This is a genomic window from Oleiphilus sp. HI0128 (assembly GCF_001635365.1).
In genome coordinates this window covers 1-889 of record NZ_LWGG01001125.1, presented here as the reverse complement: position 1 = coordinate 889, position 889 = coordinate 1, and the positions used below count along the sequence as shown (strand labels likewise).

Sequence of the window (889 nt, the reverse complement as noted above, 5' to 3'; positions counted from 1 at the left end):
GGGAGTAGAGCCTGCGGGCCAAAGTGGTGCTTGAACTTCTAATGCTTGCTCGACAACCCCTTTTTGATAGAGGGAACCGGCAGGCGCTGCATCGGCAACAGGAACGCCTGCGAGTTGAGCCAAAACGCAGCGTACTGTGATTTTGTCTTTTCCCGCCTGAGCAAACTCTGTCCAATACGTGCAGACAGGCTGGTCGAGATCGATGATTCCTCTGTCCGCAAGTGAGAGTACAGCGAGGGAAGCGATAGCTTTGGTAACGGACATAACGCAGCAAAGAGTATCCTCCTCCCAGAGTTGTGTTTTACCTTTATCCTTATAACCCCCCCCCCCATAAGTCGACTACCTTTTCGCCGTGATTATAGGCGGCAACGCTAGCGCCAATTTCATTCCGTTCTTTGAGGTTTACTAGAAAAGCCTCCTTCACGGCTTCATAGCCAGGGGCGCAGTAACCTGAATAGGGAATATCGTCGGTGATTGTGGCTGACACGTTGACCAATCTCTTATAGAACTGTAGGTTTATACAATGTAGTCCATGAATTGATATTTGTCATAATTATGGATATCCAACTGGCTGTCAGTCAGGCGTTAAGTGTTAACAATATCGATAATAAAAGATAAAAAGAGTTGTTTAAGAGAATTAAAGCAATGCTTCGTATGCTTGGGTTTGTGTTGGCCTTCATGAGTGGCGCGTCAACTTCCTATTCCGCGACACCTGTTGACGCCTGGTTGCTAGAGGAGGGTGGTTCGATCCCGACGAGTGGCAAAGTGACACAGTGGAAGTTTGCACACCCGGCGCCTCCTGTTTCTCATTTACCACCGGTTTGGCAGAAAGGGATTGATTGGATACAACGTAAAACCAACAACGAATTGCAAATTAAAATGTATGGCG

2 protein-coding genes and 1 pseudogene are annotated in these 889 nt (G+C 47.6%); 1 reads left to right on the top strand and 2 read right to left on the bottom strand.

What is annotated here, in order from left to right; translation table 11 throughout:
• Both A3763_RS19165 and A3763_RS27700 read right to left on the bottom strand, forming a co-directional pair.
• A pseudogene (locus A3763_RS19165) lies at positions 1-273 on the bottom strand (serine hydrolase domain-containing protein); the annotation flags it as partial.
• A 40-nt stretch (positions 274-313) separates the two neighbouring features.
• Complete coding sequence (locus A3763_RS27700) at positions 314-487, bottom strand: hypothetical protein (RefSeq protein ID WP_156495185.1); 174 nt, start codon at positions 485-487, stop codon at positions 314-316.
• Positions 488-645: 158 nt separating this feature from the next.
• On the opposite strand from A3763_RS27700, the gene A3763_RS19160 reads away from it, so the two are divergent.
• A partial coding sequence (locus A3763_RS19160) for a hypothetical protein (RefSeq protein ID WP_156495184.1) occupies positions 646-889 on the top strand: 244 nt, incomplete at its 3' end.